Genomic DNA, 18,888 nt, shown 5'->3' on the forward strand with positions numbered 1-18,888 from the left:
TTTTTTTGTCATTCTGAGCTTGTCGAAGAATCTAAAAAAGAAGTAATTCAATTATAAAATATCAATCTAACAAAAAATATTTTTAGAAATAAAATGAAAATTATTATCCCAATGGCAGGACGTGGTTCACGTTTACGCCCTCATACATTAACAACACCAAAACCATTAATTCCAATTGCAGGAAAACCAATCGTGCATCGTTTGGTAGAAGATATTGCGAAGGTTTGTTCAGAAAAAATTGACGAAATTGCTTTTGTAATTGGTGATTTTGGAGCTGAGGTTGAAGCTGATTTAATTGCAATTGCAGAAAAATTAGGAGCAAAAGGAACAATTTGTCATCAATTGGAGCCGCTTGGAACAGCGCATTCTATTTGGATGGCAAAAGAAGCTTTGGATGGACCAACGGTTGTGGCGTATGCAGACACATTATTTCGTGCAGATTTCAAATTAGATATGGAATCGGATGGCGTTGTTTGGGTAAAACAGGTCGATAATCCTTCGGCTTTTGGCGTTGTGAAATTAGATGATAACAGTGTTATTACAGATTTCGTTGAAAAACCAAAAGAATTTGTTTCGGATTTGGCGATTATTGGGATTTACTTTTTCCGTGATGGACAAAAGTTATATAAAGAAATTGAATATTTATTAGAAAATGATATTCAAAAAGGTGGAGAATATCAATTGACAGATGCATTAGAAAATATGCGTGCTGCAGGTGATAAATTTACGCTTGGAAAAGTGGACGAATGGATGGATTGTGGTAATAAAGCGGTTACAGTTGACACCAATACACGTGTGTTGAATCTGGATAAAGAAGATTTCAAAACGATTCATTCTTCTGCAAAAATTGACAATTCATTAATCATTGAACCATGTTTTATTGGAGAAAATGTCGTGATTAAAAATTCGAATATCGGACCTTTTGTTTCATTAGGAAATGGAACGGTTGTTGAAAACTCGAATATTGATAACAGTTTGATTCAAGAAAATTCAATCATCAGTAATGCAAATCTTACAGATACAATGATCGGAAACAATGCCAAATATTATGGTGTTTCGCGTAGTATTAGTTTAGGAGATTACTCCGAATTGGACTTCAAATCATACGAAGCTTAAAAAATTATGATCAAAAAATTAACGTATATCTTTTGTTTAGGAGTTCTTGCAACAGCTTGTAACACTCAGAAAGTGGCAAAAGTAGATAAAGATAATACAGAAGTTGTTTCGGCTTCTTCAAAAATTATTCAGCAAACCTTATCAAAAAAATCATCATTCAAAGATTTGACGATTAAGGCAAAAGTTTCAGCAGATTTGGGAGATGTAAATGCTACAATTGCTGTGGAAAATGGACAAAAGATATGGGTTAATGCAACAAAATTTGGATTTACAGGTGCTCGCGCATTGATTACGCCTGATGGTTTTTCAGCTTTTGAAAAGTTAGGTGGAACATATTATGAAGGAGATTTTTCTATTGCAAATAAATTATTGAAAGTTGATTTTGTCGATTATCAAAAATTACAAAATTTGATGTTAGGAAAAGTTTTCGTTGATCTAAATCCTACAGATTATACAGCTACTTTTACAGATAATCAATATACGATTACATATAATAAAAATCAAGCGATTGCGACTTCTCCAAAAGAAGGCGAATATATACAAACATATGTTTTTGATAATGGTTTCCGATTGAAAGAAGCACATCTGAAAGATCCAAAACGAAAAATGGAAGTTGATTTGGCTTACGACAATTGGGTAAAAGCTGGAGCAGAGGAATTTCCGAAAAATGTTAAAATTATTATAAAAGAGAAAAAAACGCGTCAAATAGACTTGGAATATAATAGTTTTACGTTTCAGGAAACGAACACACCGTTCTCAATTCCAGATGGGTATAAGAAAAAAGAAATAAAATAATGAAGTTTGTTTTATCAACTGTACTTTTAACGTTGTCATTATCAGTGTTTGCGCAGGTTCCGTACAATAAAGCGAACTTACAAAAACAGAATGCTCAGCTTAAAAAAGAGATTATAAACTTAAACAAACAACTCGAGGTTAATAAGCAAAATTCGAAGTTAAATGTTGATTTTGTGCAGAATTTGACGAAAAAAATTCAGGTACAAACAAAATTAGTTAACAACTTATCGAAAGAAAAACGCTTTATCGAGGACGAAATTTATTTAACTCAATTAGAGATTAATAAACTTTCGCGCGAGTTGGTTGAGCTAAAAAAAGACTACAAACAGGTTTTGGTTCGAGCATATAAGAACAAATCTGTTGAAAATAAATTACTTTTTGTGCTTTCTTCTAAAAGTTTGGGAGAAGCATATCGTCGTATCAAATATTTAGAAAAATATTCGGCTTTTCAATTAGGACAAGCAAATGAAATTATCGGTAAACAAACTGATATTCAGACGAAAAAAGCAAAAAAAGAAAAAGCGAAAGACGAAAAAGAAAAAGTACTTTCTCAGCAAACTTTGTTTAGTCAAAATCTTGAAAAAGAACGATTAACAAAAGAGAAAGCGGTCGAAGAATTCCGTAAAAACGAAGGTGTTATTGCTGCTGAAATTAATGCAAAAGAAGCACAACAACGTCAAATTGATGCACAGATTAAAGCAATTATTGAAGAAGAGATTCGACAAGCAAAGATTCGTGCAGAAAAAGATTTAAAAGATTGGAACGAAGCTAAACGAGGAAATACAATTGCATCTTATAATGAGTATTTAAGAGATAACCCAAAAGGAGATTATGCGAAATCAGCTCGTACAGCTATTTTAAGAATTGAGAATGATGCCAAAGCATGGAATATTGCACGTTCAGCGCATACAAAACAAGCGTATCAATCTTATTTAAATCATCATCCAACAGGAAGTTTCGTATCTACAGCAAAAACAGAAGTTGCTAAATTTGAACAATTAGAACGCGAAGCTGAAGCAGAACGTCAACGTATCATTGCACAACGTAAAGCAGAAGAGGAAGCTCGTTTGAAAGCTCAAAAAGAAGAAGATGCTCGTAAAATTGCAGCAGCTAAAGCTGAAGCTGAGCGTAAAGCGAAGATAGAAGCTGAGCAGAAAGTTGTTGTAAAAGTGCCAGAAAAAGAACGTGTTGTAAAAGTAGATGCAGTAAAACCAGCTGAGACTTTTGCAGAACGTCCAGATTCTGAAGGTATTTCGGGAGAATTCTCATCAAACAAAGGTCGTCTACCTTGGCCTGTTGATAAAGGAACGGTTGTAAGTAGATTTGGAGCTAATTCTCACCCAGTTTTATCTAATATTACAACGCAAAATAGTGGTGTTGATATTTCAACTTATCGTGGAGCACATGCACGTGCTGTTTACGAAGGAACTGTTCAAGCTGTAATGAGTGTATCTGGAAATGGTAAGTCTGTATTGGTAAGACATGGTTCGTATTATTCAGTTTATACAAACTTATCAAGTGTAAGTGTTTCGAAAGGTGATGATGTAAAACGTGGTCAGTCTTTAGGAATTATCTATACAAGTGGAGATGGAGAAACAATCATGAATTTCCAAGTTTGGAGCGGAACAACAAAACAAAATCCTGCTTCTTGGGTAGCGGGAATGTAATAAATTAATTATATATTTGCATTAAAATCAATTCAGTATGGGATTAGGAGGTAAAGAATGGATCGTAATCGTACTTGTTGTGTTATTATTATTCGGAGGAAAGAAAATTCCTGAATTAATGAAAGGATTAGGTTCTGGATTAAACGAATTCAAGAAAGCAACAAAAGATGATAACAAATCAGAAGCTACTGAAAGTACTTCTGACAAAAAAGAAAATTAAAATATATTTTTAATTAGATAATAGAGCATTGTAGTTGCGTATACAATTACAATGCTTTTATTTTATAAACTAAAACAAAACATGAAATTCACAGATAAAGCTTGGTCTATTTTTAATCAAAGTATCAATGATTATCACAAATATGATGATGTAAATCGTCAAATCGAAAATCCATATAGCGAAGAAGATTTAATCGCTCATTTATTGTACAAAAAAAATTGGATTGATACAGTTCAATGGCATTTAGAAGATATTATTCGTGATCCACAAATTGATCCAGTAGAAGCATTAAGCTTAAAACGTTGGATTGATAAATCAAACCAAGAACGTACAGATATGGTAGAATATGTGGATAGCTGGTTTTTACAACAATATGCGAATGTAGAAGTAAAAGCAGATGCAACTTACAATACAGAATCTCCTGCGTGGGCTGTAGACCGTTTTTCTATTTTATCGCTTAAGGTTTATCACATGAAACAAGAGGTAGAACGTGAGGATGCAACACCGGAGCATAAAGCAGCTTGTCAAGTGAAATTAGATGTTTTGAATCAACAACATCAAGATTTATCAACAGCGATTGAAGAATTGTTGGCTGATTTTGAAGCAGGTAAAAAATACATGAAAGTGTATAAACAAATGAAAATGTATAATGACGAGGATTTGAATCCAGTTCTTTATGCAAACAAGAAATAATTTTCAGAAAAATTAATAAAATATAGAAAACTCATCTTTTTTGGATGAGTTTTTTTATTGCGTACAAATATGTTAATTTCATCTAATCAAAACATTAGAATGAAAAAACTGAAATTTATTACTTGCTTTACCTTATTTATTTTTGGTACACAATTGTATGCGCAATATGCTGCAGTAAAAGATTTAACCACGAGGCAATTTCCGTGGTTGAAGAATAAAGTTGTACTCAAAGAGATTTCAAAAGAGAATGATGAAGATGTCTTTGTAATCGAAACGAAAAAAGATAAACTATATATATCAGCATCGTCTACAAGTGCAGCTTCGCGCGGATTAGATTGGTATGCGAAACATGTGGCACACCAAAGTATTTCGCATATGGGCGATAACAAATCGCAGCTTGCCAAACTTCCGCAAATTAATCAACCAATTAAAAAGAAATCATTTGTTCCATATCGTTATGCATTAAATTATTGTACGATCAACTATTCGTTTAGCTTTTATACATGGGAAGAATGGGAGAAAGAATTGGATTGGATGGCGCTGAATGGTGTCAATATTATGTTAGCGCCAGTTGGGACTGAAAAAGTTTGGTACAACACATTGATCAAAATGGGTTATTCGGATGAAGAAGCCAAAGCTTTTATTCCAGGTCCTGCGTTTACAGCTTGGTGGTTAATGGGAAATCTTGAAGGCTGGGGCGGTCCTGTGAGCAATCAATTAATAGATCAACAAGCAGAATTGCAAAAAAAGATTCTGAAACGAATGAAAGAGTTAGGAATCGAGCCTATTTTACAAGGTTTTTATGGAATGGTTCCGCACGATTTGAAAACGAAAAAAGGATACGAAGATGCACCAGTTATCGATCAAGGAAATTGGGTGTTCACAGAATTTACGCGTCCAGCTATTTTAGTTCCTACCACTTCTCATTTCGAGAATGTTGCTAACATTTACTACGATGAGATGAAGAAATTGTATGGAAATGACATCAAATATTTTGGCGGTGAACCTTTTCACGAAGGAGGGAAAACAAAAGGAGTTAATGTGCCAGAAGTAGCGCAACACGTGCAACAAACCATGCAAAAGAATTATCCAAATTCGACGTGGGTTTTACAAGGTTGGCAAAACAATCCTTCGGATGATATTTTAAAAGGTCTTAAAAAAGAGAATACTTTAATCATTGAATTGTTTGGAGAAAATACAGATAATTGGTACAAAAGAAAAGGATATAACGGTACAAGTTTTATTTGGTCAAATGTGAGTAATTTCGGAGAAAAGAATGGTTTGTACGGAAAATTACAACGTTTTATTGATGAAGTTTATCGCGCCAAAAACTCTGAATATGGACAATATTTGAAAGGTGTCGGAATTATTCCAGAAGGAATTATCAACAATCCTGTTGCTTACGATTTGATGTTGGATTTGGCTTGGCAAGATGAAAAACCAAATCTTGACGAATGGCTAAAAAATTATACAATTTATCGATACGGAAAAGAAAATCAAGATATCATAAATGCTTGGAAAGGTTTTGCACAAACAGTTTATTCAAGTCCAGAAGTTTACCAAGAAGGACCTTCGGAAAGTATTTATTGTGCGCGTCCTTCGTTGAACGTCAATCCAGTTTCATCTTGGGGAACACGTAAGAGAAATTACGATATTAAACAATATAAGGAAGCTGTAAAATTATTTGTGAAAGCAGATGAAGAATTCAAAAATGTAGAAACGTATCAAACCGATAAAATCGATTTTCTTCGTCAAGTTTGGGCAGATAAAGGTGATGATGCTTATGCGCGAATGGTTGCTGCGATAAATTATCAAGATAAAGAACGTATCCAAAAAGCTGGAAATAATTTTATCGAAATGGTAAAATTGCAAAATGAATTATTAGGAAATAGTAAATATTTTACGCTGAATCGTTGGGTAGAAGAAGCTAAAGATTTTGGAAAGAATTTGCCTGATGCTCAAAACGTGATGTACAATGCAAAAGGACAAATTACGTTTTGGGGACCAGATACGTTGCCGCGTACGACGCTGAGAGATTACGCGCACAAAGAATGGAACGGATTACTTGGTTCGCTTTATTTGGAGCGTTGGAAAGTCTTTGTGGAGAATTCTATAAATGGTAAAATCTCAAATCCAGAAGATTTTTATAAAATGGAAGTTGAGTGGTCGAAGAAACAAGATTTGTATCAACCCAAAAAATCAACGCCAGAAGAATTTAAAAAGCTTCAAGCTAAAATTTTAGAATAATTATAAAGTTGAAATTACCTCGTATTGAAAAATATGAGGTATTTTTATAATTACTGTAAAATTTCACACATGAAGAAAAATTATTTCAAACCCTTACTTTTAGGAATAAGTTTATTTTCGATTTCGGTTTTTGGTCAACAAGAGAAACCAAAATACGATTATCAAGAAGCTTTCAAACCATTTTTTTATCAGAATAATGCAACAGAAACTCGTTCAGCGAGTGGAAAACCAGGTCATAATTATTGGCAAAATCGTGCGGATTATAATCTGAATGTTAGTTTGAATGAAGAAAAAAATGAAATTTCTGGAACATCTGAAATTACATATACCAACAATAGTTTTGATGATTTAGACTTTTTGTGGTTACAATTGGATCAAAATTTATTCAAAAAAGAATCTCGTGGAAGTGCTTTATTACCAATTTCTGGAAGCCGTTATGGCGATTCAACTTCTGAATTTGAAGGAGGTTATAAAATTAAATCTGTTCAAATCGACGGAAAAGAAGCGAAATACACTGTTTCAGATACGCGTATGCAAATTGATTTGATTAATCATTTGAAAGCGCGTGGAGGAAAAACAAAAATCAAGATTGAATATTCGTTTGTTTCGCCTAATTATGGAGCAGATAGAATGGGAGTTGAGCCGACTAAAAATGGAAAGATTTTTACGATGGCACAATGGTTTCCTCGCATGGCGGTTTACGATGACATCATGGGATGGAATACGTTGCCATATCTAGGTCCAGGAGAATTTTATCTGGAATATGGAGATATAACAGCTAATATAACGGTTCCTTCATCGCATTATGTAGTTGGTTCGGGAGAATTATTGAATGAAAATGAAGTCTACTCAAAAGAAGAAGTAAACCGATGGAACAAAGCAAAATCGAGTGATAAAACCGTTATTATTCGTTCTGCTGATGAGGTAAACAAAGCGACAAAAGTTGCAAAAGGAACAAAAACGTGGAAATTTAAAATTCAGAATACACGCGATTTTGCTTGGGCTTCATCATCTTCATTTATCTTAGATGCAGCAAAAATTAATCTTCCAAGTGGTCAAAAATCGTTAGCAATTTCGGCTTATCCAGTAGAAAGTGATGGAAATGATGCTTGGGGAAGATCGACAGAATATACAAAAGCTTCTATTGAACATTACTCAAAACAATGGTTAGAATATCCTTACCCAGCGGCGACAAATGTGGCAGGAAATGAGGGCGGAATGGAATATCCGGGAATTGTTTTTTGTCATTTGACTTCGAAAGGAGAAAGTCTTTGGGGAGTTACAGATCACGAATTTGGACATATTTGGTTCCCGATGATTGTTGGTTCTAATGAACGTGTTCATGGTTGGATGGACGAAGGTTTTAATACGTTTATCAATGATATTTCGACAAAGAATTTCAACAATGGTGAATATTACAAAAAGCAATCTGCACAACGAATGGCAGGTTATTTATTCAGCGATAATCTTGAACCTGTAACGACTCAACCGGATAATATGCGTGAAAGAAATATAGGTGCGTTGTTGTATTATAAGCCGGGAGCGGGAATGAAAGTTTTGCGTGAAACAATTTTGGGCGAAGAAAAATTTGATAAAGCATTGCGTCAATACATCAAATATTGGGCATATAAACATCCAACACCAGAAGATTTTTTCCGTACAATGGAAAATGTTTCAGGAGAGGAATTATCGTGGTTTTGGAGAGGTTGGTTCTTGAATAAATGGACAATTGATCAAGGAATTAACAGCGCAAAATATGTAGATGGCGATTATAAAAAAGGCTTGATTTTGAAAGTGGAGAACTTTGGACAATTGCCAATGCCAACAACTGTTCAAGTGAATTTTAAAGATGGAACTTCGCAAGAAGTTAAATTACCGATTGAAGTTTGGAAACGTAATACAGAATGGACTTTCAAAGTGCCTTCAACAAAAGAAGTTTCGACGATTAAATTGGATCCAAATGGAGCTTTACCAGATATTGATTTGAAGAATAATACATTCAATATGGCGGAGGCAAAACCTGTTGAAAAAATTAATCCAAAAGAATACGAAGGTACATTTACGAATAAACAAATCAATGCTGAATTTGTGTTGAAAGCTGAAAACGATAAATTGAATTTAGTTTTTGGTGGACAAACTATTCCGTTAGATTATCAAGGTGATGGTAAATTTGTGAATGAACAAGGCGGTTTGGAATTGACTTTTGCAAAAGATAAAAAGACATTTTCTGTAGAAGAAGCTGGACAAAAATTCGAGTTTACGAAGAAGTAAATTTGTTCTAAGTTGTCATACTGAACTCATTTCAGCATCTCATCAGAAAAGTAAATCACATCAGGAAAATAAAAAAACCACTTCGCAAGAAGTGGTTTTTTATTGACTATTATTTTTGAGATGTACCTTCTGGTTTAAGATATAAATCGAAGTAATCTGTAATTTTTTGCATCAAATGAACGCGATCTTTTCCACGAACATTATGCTCATGCCCAGGATAAACAAAGTAATCCATTTGAACACTATTTTTCACCGCTTCGCGAATAAAATCAATCGAATGTTGCCAAACAACCACATTATCTTGCGCTCCGTGAATCATTAATAATTTACCTTTTAAGTCTTTTACACGATTAATTAAATTCGTGTTTTTGAAACCTTCAGGATTATCTTGAGGCGATTCCATGTAACGTTCCGTATACATAATTTCGTATTGCGTCCAATCTAAAACTGGTCCACCAGCAACTCCAACTTTAAAAACGTCAGGTTTACGTAACATGAATGATGTTGTCATAAATCCACCATAAGACCAACCATGAATTCCCATACGTTCCGCATCTACGAAAGGTAAAGTTTTCAAGAAATCGACACCTTTCATTTGGTCATTCATTTCTGTAGTTGCTACATTTCCGTGAATCGCTTGCTCAAATTTAAGACCTCTATTCGCAGATCCGCGTCCGTCCATTGTAAAGACAACATAACCTTTTTCCGCTAAATGATCGTACCAAAGATTTCCTGTTGCAGGAAAACGATTTGTGATTAATTGCGCGTGAGGACCATTGTACAAATAAACGATAACTGGATATTTTTTCGAAGAATCAAAGTTTGTAGGATAAATCAATTTTCCATACAAATCTGTTCCATCATCTGCTTTTAATGTTACATTTTCAACTTTCGCTGTGTTGTAATTTGCCAAAGGATTTTGAGCAGTTAAGATATTTTGTTTGAATTTTCCATTTGCATCCAACACATCAATTTTACGAGGCGTGTTATCATTGCTCCAATTATCAATTGCATATTCTCCATTCGTTGAAACCGAAACATTGTGCGTTCCTGCATCTGTTGTTATTTTACGCAATTTTCCATTCTCCCAATTCACTGTATATAAATGACGATCTTTCGGAGAATCTTTTGTTGTTATAATTAAGAATTCTTTTTTCTTCGCATTTTCGCCAACAAGATCCGTTACAATCCAATCTCCTTTTGTGATTTGGTTTAATAATTTTCCGTCTGTATTGAAGCGATACAAATGCATAAAACCATCACGTTGCGACCACCAAACAAACTCGTTATTTTTTCCTGGAATAAAATGTAATTCGTTTTGAGGTTCTACATATTTTGCATCATCTTCTTTGAATAATGTTTTAATCAATTTCCCTGAAGTTGCATCATATTGATTCAATTCCATGTGTTTTTGATTACGAGAAAGTAACGCAATATAAATATGTTTTTCATCTGGCGACCACGTAACCGAAGTTAAATAGTGATCGACTTCTGGATGAGTTTCTAAGAAAATCGTTTTTTGAGTGGTTGGATTATAAACGCCTAACGTAACGGTATGATTTTTTGTTCCAGCAAATGGATATTTGATGTTTTTATTCACTGCAGGTTGCACAGACCAATCGATAATTGGATAATCTGTAACCGCTGTTTGATCCATTCTATAAAACGCAACTAAATTCCCTTTTGGCGAAATGAAAATTCCTTTGTGAATACCGAATTCATTTTGATGAACCGATTTTCCATTCACAATTTCATATTTTCCGTCTTTTGTAATTTGATGTGTTTTTCCAGCTTTATCAACAAAAAATAAATTATTGTCAATAACGTATCCAACTTGATTATTTGTTGCATCAAATTCTACATTTTCTGCATTATCAGGTAATTTCAACCAATCATTTTGTTGACCAGCAGTTGTAATTGTTTTGTAACCCGTTTTTGTCGAATAATAGGCTTGCTTATCATTAATCCAATTCAAAGAAGGAATTCTTTTATTCTCAAATTGAGAACTTCTGAAAATTGTATCAGTTTTAAGAGAAGGAACTTCTTTCTTGATTAAAGCTTCTCCATAAGACGTTTTTACATTTTGCGTGTACGCATTTTGATTCGGAATCCATTGAACTTGATTTAGACTTTCGATACGTAAATTCGTCGATAATCCAAGTACAGCATCTTCCATTGTGACATTCTTTTTCTGAGCTAATAAACTAGCGCTCATTAAAAGTGTACTCAATAAAATTGTTTTTTTCATGTGTGATTTCTATTTCAAATATTGCCCAAGGGCTTCTAAGTTTTTCTTTTCGTTCCCAATAAAAATTTTGTCTCCGTCTACCACGACAGGACGTTTTAGGAAAGTATAATCTGATAAAATATAATTTTTGATATCATCTTCAGAAAGCTGTTGATCTTTCAATCCTAATTTTTTGTAATTCTGCGCACGTCTCGAAAATAAAGTTTCGTAACTCCCAGCTAAATTCTTCATTTCTTCTAATTCTTCAGCCGTTATCGCAGTCGTTTTTATTTCATGCAAATCAAAACCTGTAAAATCAAACTCTTTCATAATACGTTTGCACGTATCGCAAGTTTTCAAAAAAAATACTTTTTTCATTTCTCAAAATCTTTGGTTTTGTAAAGATAAATAAGTTTCATCGTTTTGCAGAATGATAAAGAATTTTGTCAAAATATATTTCAAATCGATAAAAAACTATCTTTGCAAGTATGGAAGAAACTAATTTTTTGCGTTTAAACAAATATATTAGCGATAGTGGTTTTTGTTCGCGTCGCGAAGCAGATCAATACATCGAAAATCGTTTGGTACAAATTAATGGACGAGTTGCTAAAATTGGGCAATTTGTAGGACCAAATGATGTGGTGACTGTAAAAGGTGTCGAAATAGAACCGCGCGAAAAGGAGCATGCGGTTTATATTATGCTCAATAAACCTGTGGGCGTTACGTGTACAACAGATCCTACGGATCCAGATAATATTGTCGATTTTCTTTCGTTTGGAGAACGAATTTTTCCGATTGGTCGTTTAGATAAAGATTCGCAAGGATTGATTTTATTGACAAGCGATGGCGATATTGTGAATAAGATTTTACGTGCAGGAAATAATCACGAAAAAGAATATATCGTAACCGTTGATAAACCAATTACGGATGAATTTTGTGAACGAATGTCGAAAGGTGTTCCGATTCTTAATCAAGTTACGAAGAAATGTAAGATCGAAAAAATAAGTACAAATGTTTTCAAAATTACATTAATCCAAGGTTTGAATAGACAGATTCGTCGTATGTGCGAATATTTTGGTTATACTGTCAAAAAATTAGAACGTGTTCGAATTATGAACTTAACGTTGAATGTCGGAATTGGTCAACACCGAGATTTAACAGCAGAAGAGTTAGCAGAAATCAATCGATTAACGAAAGATTCAGAAAAACACGAGGAAAAGAAACCAGCTTCAAAATCAAAAAAATCATCAACGAAAAAAACAAAAGAAATTTCTCCAGATTTTAAAGATTCGAAAGGAAAATCAATCAAAAAGCCAGTAAAAAAATCAACAACTCAAGCGAGAGCTGGGAAAAGTAAACCACCAACAAATACCAAAGGAGGGAAATTTGGTAAAAGAAGATAAAATCAAAAGACGAATATTTTTCGTCTTTTTTTATACATTTTGGTCAAAGCTAACTTCTATCATATCACTTTGTCAAAGATTCAATATCTTTATAAAGTAAAATCTTAAAAACACATGAAGAAAATTGTTTACTCGTTGCTTTTTATAGCGATGACTTTTGGTGCGTCGGTAAAAGCACAAGAAAATGTTACTTATCAATTGCCTCCGCAAGAAATTTTACAATTGGCAGACGCGGATATGCCACCCTCAATTAGTACAGATCGTAAGGCTGAAAATGCATTTTTGTCTTATAGAAGTCGTTATAAAACGATTAATGAATTGTCAGAAAAAGAATTACGTTTAGCAGGATTACGAATTAATCCAGTTACAAATATCAATTCACGTGAAACATTCAGTGAGAAAATCACTTATTTTGATCTGAAAACTTCAAAGGAAAAAACAATTGCTGGTTTACCTGCAAAAGGTCGTTTTTCTAATCAGTCTTGGAACACTTCTCAATCAAAATTTGCCGTTACAAATACAACAAATAAAGGTGTAGAACTATGGATTGTTGACGTAAAAACGCAAGTTGCAACAAAAGTTTATGAAGATAAATTAAACGCAAACTTAGGTCGTCCTTTCAATTGGATTTCAGATACAGAATTAATTGTGAATGTAATTCCAGCTTCTAAAAAAGCTTTGATTGATACAAAAGACGCAATTGCGACTGGACCTACAGTTTCTGTTGCTGATGGAAAAGAAGCGCAAAACAGAACCTATCAAGATTTATTGCAAAATAAAAATGATGAGTTTAACTTCGAACAATTAGCAATTTCTGAATTAGTAAAAGTTAATATCGAAACAGGAGCAAAATCGAAATGGAAAGATGCTGCGATGTACACGGATATTTCGACTTCTCCAGATGGACAATATGTTTTGGTGAACGAAATCAAAAAACCTTTTTCATATTTAGTAACCTACAATAGTTTCCCATCAACTGATATTGTGTATGATATCAATGGAAAATTAGTAAAAGAAGTTGATCATAAAGAGTTACAAGAAGTTGTTCCGAAAGGATTTTCTTCGACGATTATGGGAAAAAGAAATTTGTATTGGAGAGCAGATAAACCAAATACTTTATATTGGGTTGAGGCTTTAGATGGTGGTGATGCAAATAAGCCTGCGGAATATCGCGATGCGCTTTATCAAGTTGTGGCGCCTTTTACTGCGAACAAAGAGTTGTTGGTAAAAGTAAAAGATCGCTATAGAGGAGTGACTTGGGGAAATGATGAGGTTGCGATTGTGAGAGATGCTTGGTATAATACGCGTAACGAAAGTAGTTATTTGTTCAATCCGTCAAATCCAACTCAAGAACCAATCCGTTTTTTCAGTAGAAATTCGCAAGATGCTTACAATAATCCTGGAAATTTCGTAACTGAAATGAATGATTATGGTTACAATGTTTTAGCGATTAACAAAGGAAAATTGATGTTAGTTGGAGAAGGAGTTTCTGCGGAAGGAATTTTACCTTTTGTTGATGATTTTGATATCAAAACACTGAAAACCACTCGTTTATGGAGGGCGCAAAAATCAGATAAATTAGAAGCAATTGCTCGTGTTATTGATCCGAAGAAAGGAATCATTTTAGAACAAATTCAATCGAAATCAGATTATCCAAATTTATATTTTCGTAATATTTTTCAGAAAGGAGGAAAGCCAAAACAAGTAACCTTTACAAAAAATCCTTTCGAGGCAATGAACAAAGTTTCGAAAGAATTAATTACGTACAAACGTGCTGATGGTGTGGAATTATCAGGAACGTTATATTTACCACCAAATTATGATAAAACGAAAAAGGAAAAGTTACCAATGTTAATGTGGGCTTATCCTCGCGAGTTCAAAGATGCATCTACGGCTGGTCAGGTAACAACTTCTGAGAATAAATTTACTTCTCCTTCTTACGGAGGTCCTATTTATTGGGCGTTGAGAGGGTATGCGGTACTAGATGATGCGGCTTTCCCAATTATTGGAGAAGGAAAAGAAGAGCCAAATGATACGTTCGTTCCTCAATTGGTTGCCAATGCAAAAGCTGCGATTGATGCGGTGGATAAATTAGGTTATATCGATCGTGAAAGAGTTGCGGTTGGTGGACATTCTTATGGTGCGTTTATGACAGCGAATTTATTAACGCATTCTAATTTATTTGCGGCGGGTATTGCGCGTTCAGGGGCTTATAACCGTACGTTAACGCCGTTTGGATTCCAGTCAGAACAACGTAATTATTGGGAAGCTCCAGATGTTTACAACACAATGGCTCCTTTCCAAAATGCAGATAAAATGAAAACACCATTGTTGTTAATTCATGGTGAAGCTGATAATAATACAGGAACTTTCCCGATGCAATCTGAGCGTTATTTCAATGCATTGAAAGGTTTAGGAGCGACAACTCGTTTGGTTTTATTACCACAAGAATCTCACGGATATGCAGCCAGAGAAAATATTCTTCACATGTTATGGGAACAAGATCAATGGTTAGAGAAATATGTGAAAAACAAAGGAAAAAATTCTGAAAAGAAATAATTCTCAATATAAGAAAAGCGATTCAATTTTGAATCGCTTTTTTATTGTAAATAATCATTATATTTAGTTCATAATTAATCATCTATGAAATTAAAAGCTTTACTATTCTTTCTAACAATTTTTTCTCCATTTCTATTTGCTCAAAATTTGTGGAAAGTAGAATATGAAACCTATGATAAAATCTTTTTTGATGAAAAAGATCCTGTTTATAAAGCAGCATTAGATAAAAACAATTCTACACCAAAATATTATCAATTACTTTTTGATGAAAATCAGTCGTTTTTCAGTGAAGTTGTAAAAATTGATAATAGTCAAAATCAATCATCTATGTCGATGAGTACAATTGAAGATAATATTTACATCGATTATAAAACTTTACAATATAAGATTGAAGGAAATTATGTAAACAAAAATATTTTAATAATAGATAATTTGCCAAAATACATTTGGACAATTAGTCGAGAATCAAAAGAAATTTTGGGTATTAAAGTTAAAAAAGCAACAACTGAATACAAAGATTCTAAGATAGAAGTTTGGTTTGCGCCAACTTTACAACCAAAAGGCGGACCAATATTTTTCAATGGATTGCCAGGTTTAATTTTAGAATTGAAAGCTGTAACAACAATGAAAGACGAAAGTTACGAAACGACTTTTAGAGCAATTAATATAAAAGAAGCATCTAAAAACGAAGTGATTAAAATTCCATCAAAAGGTCAAAAAATGACACAAATTGAGAAAGACTATTTTGTAAAAGAAGCGAATAGAAAAATGATGGAAGCCTATAATAATAAGGTTTCTAAAGACTAAAACACAAAAAAAACCACTTCGAAAGAAGTGGTTTTTAAATTTTATAGCTGAGGTATTATAACATTTTCAAGAAGTTAACTTCTAATTCTGTTAATCTTCTAAAATCACCTCTTTGTAAAGTTTTCTTTGTAAGTCCTGCAAAAGAAACGCGGTCTAACGCTTCTACTTCGTATCCTTTTGTTTCGAAAATACGACGTACAACGCGGTTCCAACCAATGTGTAATTCTACACCAACTTCATTTTTCGGTCTACCTTCGATAAAAGAAATTTCGTCAACAACTGCAATTCCTTCAGGAATTAAACGAACACCTTTTTTGATGTCAGTCAAATCATTTGCTGTTAATTTTTTATCTAAAGTTACATGATATATTTTTTTGATATCATGACTTGGATGCGTTAATTTCTTAGTTAAATAACCATCGTTTGTAAACAATAAAACTCCTGTTGTCTGTCTGTCCAAGCGACCTACTGGGAAAATTCTCGCTGTAGTTGCTGTAGACATTAAGTCCATTACAGTTTTACGTCCTTTTTCGTCATTTGATGTTGAAATAAACCCTTTTGGTTTGTTCAACACAAAATATACATTTTTCTCTGAAGAGATTTTACGACCATCGAAACGCACTTCATCATCGGGTTGTACTTTATAACCCATTTCAGTAATCACTTGACCATTCACTGTAACGATTCCAGTTTTGATCAACTCGTCGGCCTCTCTTCTGGATGCAATCCCTGCATTCGCTACATATTTATTTAAACGAATAGTCCCGTCATCAACTGGAGCTTTTTTCAGTCTTTTAACAAATGGTTTTTCACCTGGTTTGTTAAACGGTTTCTTTGGTCCAAAACTTTTCTTTCCTTCTTCTGATGGTTTTCCACCAAAAGTTGGTTTTCCTTTCCCTGAAGATGGTTTAGAAGAAGAATTTCCTCTTGCTCCACCTTTTCCACGATTGTTCCCGCCTTGGGAATTTCTGTCGTTGGATTGATTTCGTCTGTTATTCATCTGAATTTGATTAATTTATGCGCTGATTAAAATTTTGCGCAATAGTTTGCAAAGTTAAGGGATTTATTTCGATTAATACGATACTAAATACACCAGCAACAATCATTCCCTTAAAAAAATAGTGTAAAATCTTATATGCTTGTGACGATTTTATTCTCCAAATGATAAATAAAATCACTGTAAAAGCGATATTCGAAGCAATAAAAAAGTATTTCATTGCGCCAACATCATTTTTCATAATGATAATAATTCCAATGATTAATTCTGTAATAATTAAACATGAAATCAAAACTTTTGTAAAATCGATTCCATATTTAATTGGAATTGAATCATAATTATAAATCAAATCTGCTTTTTGAGAACTCAAATCTTTTACAATATCAGTAATCAATAATAAAATGGTCAAGAAAGTAGCGTGCAAAGCCAAATTGAACGTGAAATGATCAAAATAAACCAATAAGGCGAAAAATGGCATCACACGAATGACAACCAAATAAAAGTTTTTGATCAATGCAAATCGATTGATTTTGTGACTATAAAACCAAACTAAAAATTGATAAACCAAAAAGAAAACGAAAACTTTCCACGAAATTAAAGCCGCAATAATCAATGCTAAAGCATTTAGAACAATGTAAACAGTTAGTTTGAAACCTTGTGAAACTTGTTTTTGAAGATAAACTTGTAAAGGACGTTTGAGTTCGTCTTTTTCTAAATCGTAAAAATTATTGATGATATATCCTGCGGCCACACAAAGTATCGAACAAAGGATAAGCCCGTCTAACTTTGGATTTGTCAACAATTGACGATGACCAACTTCTGGCGCAAAAATAAAAAGCGCAGCAAGATATTGTGCTAAAATAAGCACAATTAAATTATAGCCACGAACAACAGAAAATAATGCAAAAACCTTTAAGATTATTTTCTGAACGTTCATTGATTATATTTTTATAAATTATTTTTTTAGAATTTGTAAATAACTTCGGTCTGAAAGTCTTTTAGGTAGCTTTTCGCCTTGTCATAATCTTGTGTAAAACCAAGAACATAACCGCCTCCGCCAGAACCACAAAGTTTTAGGTAATACGTATCTGTATCAATTCCAGTTTTCCATGCATTCACCAATTTTTGAGGAATCATAGGTCTGAAATGTTCATAACCCCAAGCTGACAATTTCTGAAGATTTGCAAAAAGTGGATTGTATTCACCTTTCACAAAGTTTTCGATACATGCATTGTTGTATTTAATAAACTCTTCTTTCAATGTTTTACGGAAACCTTCTTTTTTCATTTTTTCAAAGAAAATATGAATCATTGGTGCCGTTTCTCCTGGTGTACCAGAATTGATTAAGAAAACAGCTCCTTTTCCGTCAGTATTTGCAGAAGGTAAACCAATTGTCGAGATATCATCTTTTGATTGAATTAACAAAGGAATATTCATATAACAAATCAAAGGATCAATTCCAGAACTTTTCCCATGAAAATGAGATTCTAAATTACCGAAAAGAGCTTTTAATTCGCTGATTTTTTCTTTGTTCAGATTTTGGTTGATATCAATTTTATTCAACGCATATTTGTCATAAATAGCAGCAACCAAAGCGCCTGAACTACCTACACCATATCCTTGAGGAATGTTAGAATCGAAGTACATTCCGTTTGCAACATCTTCCGAAAAAGATTTTGTGTCAAAAGTATCAGCAAAATTTTCTTCTAAAAATTTTGCATAATTTTTCAAGTGAGCATTTGATGATTCTGCAATTTCAGAAGGCTCAAATTTTAATGCACCTTGGTAAAAATTATAAGGAATTGTTAATCCTTTCGAGTTCTCAATAATTCCATATTCGCCAAAAAGTAAGATTTTGGCATAAAATAATGGGTTCTTCATTCAAT

General features: G+C 33.3%; 15 protein-coding genes. 10 read left to right on the forward strand and 5 right to left on the reverse strand.

All coding sequences use genetic code 11. The features are described 5' to 3' along the window. Positions 1 to 93 precede the first annotated feature (93 nt). The 7 genes from FH779_RS00240 (at position 94) to FH779_RS00270 (ending at position 9,009) form a co-directional block, all read left to right on the forward strand. Entirely contained in the window at positions 94 to 1,116 is a 1,023-nt protein-coding gene (locus FH779_RS00240; protein ID WP_180905635.1) for a sugar phosphate nucleotidyltransferase, read from the forward strand. Between the two features lie 6 nt (positions 1,117 to 1,122). Beyond that, positions 1,123 to 1,911, forward strand: coding sequence for a DUF4292 domain-containing protein (locus FH779_RS00245; protein WP_180905636.1), 789 nt, complete (start codon positions 1,123 to 1,125; stop codon positions 1,909 to 1,911). Next, positions 1,911 to 3,578, forward strand: a complete 1,668-nt coding sequence (locus FH779_RS00250; RefSeq protein ID WP_221627893.1) for a murein hydrolase activator EnvC family protein — start codon at positions 1,911 to 1,913, stop codon at positions 3,576 to 3,578. The genes FH779_RS00245 and FH779_RS00250 overlap by 1 nt, the downstream gene beginning before the upstream one ends. A 37-nt stretch (positions 3,579 to 3,615) precedes the next feature. Then, entirely contained in the window at positions 3,616 to 3,798 is a 183-nt protein-coding gene (gene tatA / locus FH779_RS00255; protein ID WP_038336575.1) for a twin-arginine translocase TatA/TatE family subunit, read from the forward strand. An 81-nt stretch (positions 3,799 to 3,879) separates the two neighbouring features. Further along, positions 3,880 to 4,491 (forward strand): DUF4254 domain-containing protein, encoded by a 612-nt coding sequence (locus FH779_RS00260; RefSeq protein ID WP_114998393.1) that lies wholly within the window; start codon positions 3,880 to 3,882, stop codon positions 4,489 to 4,491. A gap of 99 nt (positions 4,492 to 4,590) precedes the next feature. Then, on the forward strand, positions 4,591 to 6,738 hold the full coding sequence (locus FH779_RS00265; RefSeq protein WP_180905637.1) for an alpha-N-acetylglucosaminidase: 2,148 nt from the start codon (positions 4,591 to 4,593) through the stop codon (positions 6,736 to 6,738). 69 nt (positions 6,739 to 6,807) lie between these two features. Then, positions 6,808 to 9,009: a M1 family metallopeptidase gene (locus FH779_RS00270; protein ID WP_180905638.1), complete on the forward strand. Its 2,202-nt coding sequence runs from the start codon at positions 6,808 to 6,810 to the stop codon at positions 9,007 to 9,009. A gap of 109 nt (positions 9,010 to 9,118) precedes the next feature. On the opposite strand, the gene FH779_RS00275 is transcribed toward FH779_RS00270, so the two are convergent. Continuing rightward, positions 9,119 to 11,257: a S9 family peptidase gene (locus FH779_RS00275; RefSeq protein ID WP_180905639.1), complete on the reverse strand. Its 2,139-nt coding sequence runs from the start codon at positions 11,255 to 11,257 to the stop codon at positions 9,119 to 9,121. Between the two features lie 9 nt (positions 11,258 to 11,266). Next, positions 11,267 to 11,614, reverse strand: a complete 348-nt coding sequence (locus FH779_RS00280; RefSeq protein WP_180905640.1) for an arsenate reductase family protein — start codon at positions 11,612 to 11,614, stop codon at positions 11,267 to 11,269. Between the two features lie 110 nt (positions 11,615 to 11,724). Here FH779_RS00280 and rluF point away from each other — a divergent pair, with 110 nt between their 5' ends. From rluF to FH779_RS00295, 3 genes are all read left to right on the forward strand, one after another. Beyond that, the gene (gene rluF, locus FH779_RS00285) at positions 11,725 to 12,639 is read left to right on the forward strand and encodes a 23S rRNA pseudouridine(2604) synthase RluF (RefSeq protein ID WP_180905641.1); all 915 of its coding nucleotides are present in this window, start codon (positions 11,725 to 11,727) and stop codon (positions 12,637 to 12,639) included. A 114-nt stretch (positions 12,640 to 12,753) separates the two neighbouring features. Continuing rightward, a complete protein-coding gene (locus tag FH779_RS00290) occupies positions 12,754 to 15,198 on the forward strand; it encodes an alpha/beta hydrolase family protein (protein WP_180905642.1) in 2,445 nt (814 codons plus the stop codon). An 84-nt stretch (positions 15,199 to 15,282) separates the two neighbouring features. Beyond that, the gene (locus FH779_RS00295; protein WP_180905643.1) at positions 15,283 to 16,005 is read left to right on the forward strand and encodes a GLPGLI family protein; all 723 of its coding nucleotides are present in this window, start codon (positions 15,283 to 15,285) and stop codon (positions 16,003 to 16,005) included. A gap of 55 nt (positions 16,006 to 16,060) precedes the next feature. Here the strand turns inward: FH779_RS00295 and FH779_RS00300 are convergent, their stop codons facing one another. Genes FH779_RS00300 through FH779_RS00310 form a run of 3 tightly spaced genes read right to left on the reverse strand, consistent with a single transcriptional unit; the run spans position 16,061 to position 18,883 of the window. Next, positions 16,061 to 17,005, reverse strand: coding sequence for a pseudouridine synthase (locus tag FH779_RS00300; RefSeq protein WP_180905644.1), 945 nt, complete (start codon positions 17,003 to 17,005; stop codon positions 16,061 to 16,063). A 10-nt stretch (positions 17,006 to 17,015) separates the two neighbouring features. Continuing rightward, positions 17,016 to 17,939 (reverse strand): UbiA family prenyltransferase, encoded by a 924-nt coding sequence (locus FH779_RS00305; RefSeq protein WP_180905645.1) that lies wholly within the window; start codon positions 17,937 to 17,939, stop codon positions 17,016 to 17,018. 26 nt (positions 17,940 to 17,965) lie between these two features. After that, positions 17,966 to 18,883: a mevalonate kinase family protein gene (locus FH779_RS00310; RefSeq protein WP_180905646.1), complete on the reverse strand. Its 918-nt coding sequence runs from the start codon at positions 18,881 to 18,883 to the stop codon at positions 17,966 to 17,968. Positions 18,884 to 18,888: the final 5 nt, after the last annotated feature.

Source organism: Empedobacter falsenii, assembly GCF_013488205.1.
Taxonomy (GTDB): domain Bacteria; phylum Bacteroidota; class Bacteroidia; order Flavobacteriales; family Weeksellaceae; genus Empedobacter; species Empedobacter falsenii_C.

Excerpts from the sequence above, each read along its gene's own strand:
- FH779_RS00240 (WP_180905635.1), top strand. The coding sequence starts at position 94 with ATGAAAATTATTATCCCAATGGCAGGACGTGGTTCACGTTTACGCCCT.
- FH779_RS00245 (WP_180905636.1), top strand. The coding sequence starts at position 1,123 with ATGATCAAAAAATTAACGTATATCTTTTGTTTAGGAGTTCTTGCAACA.
- FH779_RS00250 (WP_221627893.1), top strand. The coding sequence starts at position 1,911 with ATGAAGTTTGTTTTATCAACTGTACTTTTAACGTTGTCATTATCAGTG.
- tatA (WP_038336575.1), top strand. The coding sequence starts at position 3,616 with ATGGGATTAGGAGGTAAAGAATGGATCGTAATCGTACTTGTTGTGTTA.
- FH779_RS00260 (WP_114998393.1), top strand. The coding sequence starts at position 3,880 with ATGAAATTCACAGATAAAGCTTGGTCTATTTTTAATCAAAGTATCAAT.
- FH779_RS00265 (WP_180905637.1), top strand. The coding sequence starts at position 4,591 with ATGAAAAAACTGAAATTTATTACTTGCTTTACCTTATTTATTTTTGGT.
- FH779_RS00270 (WP_180905638.1), top strand. The coding sequence starts at position 6,808 with ATGAAGAAAAATTATTTCAAACCCTTACTTTTAGGAATAAGTTTATTT.
- FH779_RS00275 (WP_180905639.1), bottom strand. The coding sequence starts at position 11,257 with ATGAAAAAAACAATTTTATTGAGTACACTTTTAATGAGCGCTAGTTTA.
- FH779_RS00280 (WP_180905640.1), bottom strand. The coding sequence starts at position 11,614 with ATGAAAAAAGTATTTTTTTTGAAAACTTGCGATACGTGCAAACGTATT.
- rluF (WP_180905641.1), top strand. The coding sequence starts at position 11,725 with ATGGAAGAAACTAATTTTTTGCGTTTAAACAAATATATTAGCGATAGT.
- FH779_RS00290 (WP_180905642.1), top strand. The coding sequence starts at position 12,754 with ATGAAGAAAATTGTTTACTCGTTGCTTTTTATAGCGATGACTTTTGGT.
- FH779_RS00295 (WP_180905643.1), top strand. The coding sequence starts at position 15,283 with ATGAAATTAAAAGCTTTACTATTCTTTCTAACAATTTTTTCTCCATTT.
- FH779_RS00300 (WP_180905644.1), bottom strand. The coding sequence starts at position 17,005 with ATGAATAACAGACGAAATCAATCCAACGACAGAAATTCCCAAGGCGGG.
- FH779_RS00305 (WP_180905645.1), bottom strand. The coding sequence starts at position 17,939 with ATGAACGTTCAGAAAATAATCTTAAAGGTTTTTGCATTATTTTCTGTT.
- FH779_RS00310 (WP_180905646.1), bottom strand. The coding sequence starts at position 18,883 with ATGAAGAACCCATTATTTTATGCCAAAATCTTACTTTTTGGCGAATAT.